This is a genomic window from Nostocoides sp. (assembly GCF_035343835.1).
GTDB classification, from domain to species: Bacteria; Actinomycetota; Actinomycetes; order Actinomycetales; family Dermatophilaceae; genus Nostocoides_A; species Nostocoides_A vanveenii.
Map to the genome: position 1 here is coordinate 1 of NZ_DAOQZV010000368.1, position 2,082 is coordinate 2,082.

The 2,082-nt window shown below is 68.9% G+C and carries 2 protein-coding genes; both read left to right on the forward strand.

The window, feature by feature from the left end; translation table 11 throughout:
* Positions 1-1,229 (forward strand): replication-associated recombination protein A (locus PKH97_RS16180; RefSeq protein ID WP_324388636.1); only part of this gene is annotated, 1,229 nt, incomplete at its 5' end.
* A gap of 76 nt (positions 1,230-1,305) precedes the next feature.
* Positions 1,306-2,031 carry a L,D-transpeptidase gene (locus PKH97_RS16185; protein WP_324388637.1) on the forward strand — a complete coding sequence of 242 codons (726 nt, stop codon included), beginning with the start codon at positions 1,306-1,308 and terminating at the stop codon, positions 2,029-2,031.
* The last annotated feature ends 51 nt before the right edge of the window (positions 2,032-2,082 follow it).

The following is a 2,082-nucleotide window of genomic DNA, read 5'->3' on the forward strand; positions in this document are numbered from 1 at the left end:
CGCTGCGGCGGCTGATCGAGGGCAGCGGCGGCCGCGCGGGGCCGATCTCGGCCATCCTGTGGGGGCCGCCGGGCACCGGCAAGACCACCCTCGCGCATCTGGTGGCGAGTGCGGCCGGCCGGGAGTTCGTCGAACTCTCCGCGGTCACGGCCGGGGTCAAGGATGTGCGCGCCGTCATGGAGGCGGCCGAGCGCAATCGTTCGCTCTTCGACCGTCAGACGGTGCTCTTCCTCGATGAGATCCACCGCTTCACCAAGGCCCAGCAAGACGCGCTGCTGCCCGGGGTCGAGAACCGCCAGGTCATCCTCGTCGCCGCGACGACCGAGAACCCGTCCTTCTCGGTGATCGCCCCGTTGCTCTCTCGCTCGGTGCTGGTGACACTGACCTCGCTGGGGGAGAAGGACATTCGCGAGGTGATCGATGCGGCAGTGACGGCGCCGGAGGGGTTGGATGCGGCATACGTGCTGGCGGAGGACGCGCGCGATCACCTGGTGCGGGTCAGCGGCGGTGACGCCCGGCGCGCGTTGACCGCGCTTGAAGCCGCCGCCGGCGTGGCCGAAGACGTGCGCGGGGTGCGGGGCGACGAGACGCCCACGCCCATCGCCCTCGCCCACGTCGAGCGGGCGATCGCCCAGGCGGCGGTGCGCTACGACAAGACCGGCGACCAGCACTACGACGTCGCGTCCGCCCTGATCAAGTCGATGCGCGGGTCCGATGTCGATGCCGCACTTCACTACCTCGCCCGGATGCTGGAGGCCGGCGAGGACCCGCGATTCATCGCCCGGCGCATCGTCATCGCCGCCAGCGAGGACGTGGGGATGGCCGACCCGACCGCCCTCCAAACGGCGGTGGCCGCGCTCCACGCGGTCGCCCAGATCGGGATGCCGGAGGCGCGGATCATCCTTGCCCAAGCCGTCGTCCACAATGCGCTGGCGCCGAAGTCCAATGCGTCGTATGCCGGCATCAACGCGGCCATCGCCGACGTGCGTGCCGGCAAGGGCGAGGCGGTGCCCGCGCACCTGCGGGGGAGCGGCTATGCCGGGGCGGAGCGACTCGGTCACGGCGCCGGCTATGTGTATGCCCACGACCAGCCGGATGCCGTTGCGGCGCAGCAATATCTGCCCGACGACCTGCACGGCCGGACGGACTACTACCAGCCCACCGATCGTGGTTTCGAGGCTCGCCTGCAACAGCGCTGGGAGTGGCTGCGCGAGCGTTTGCGCACGTGAGACAACCTGATGGCCGGCTCGCGCGTCAGGGTGCATAGGATGCGCGAGATCCGCGCGGCACCTAGGGAGGCAGTTGATGAAGGCGAACCGGAGCATGATCGGGGCCGCGGCGTTGGCCCTCGGCCTGGCAGTGACGATCCAGGCGCCTGCCCAGGCGGCCGAGGCGAAGGCCGCCGACGCCCGGGTGTTGGCCGCGCAGAAGATCATGCTGCAATACGGAATTCCGACAGGCACCGCCGACGGCGTCAGCGGGCCACAGACCCTGCGCGGGCTGTGCACCTTCCGCCGGATGAGCGGCATCGGCACCAGCCGCGCGGCCCTGGACACCAAGACCTACAACACCTTGGTTGCCTACGCGAAGAAGTACCCCCGGATCACCGACATCCCGGCGTCGTCCTATCTCGGCAATGCGACCTACCTCGTGGCGCAGGAGACCTGCCAGGCCATGGTCTATGTCAAGAACAACCGCTATCAGAAAGCGATGGCGATCTCGACCGGCGTGAGCGGACATGCCACCCCCAATGGGCGGTATGTCATCGGCAGCACCGACCGCGGCTGGCACTGCAGTTCCCTCTATCCCGAAGGCTGCGGGACCCACAATGTCGGGCGCTTCGCCTACATCTCGAACTTCGGCAATATGTACAACCGCCGCCACATCACCGGCGCGGTGTATGTCCACGGCTCGACCGATGTGCCGACCTACCCCGCCTCCCACGGCTGCATCCGGGTCACGGTCACCGACTCGGACTGGATGTACGACAACGTGGGCACGATCCCCACCTATGTGACCGGCGCCTACTGACGCGCCGACCCGAGGCCGGGCTCGCGGACGGATAGGGTCGCGGCATGTTCT

What these genes read in the sequence shown, in the direction of transcription:
- PKH97_RS16185 (WP_324388637.1), top strand. Translation starts at nt 1,306, where the DNA reads ATGAAGGCGAACCGGAGCATGATCGGGGCCGCGGCGTTGGCCCTCGGC.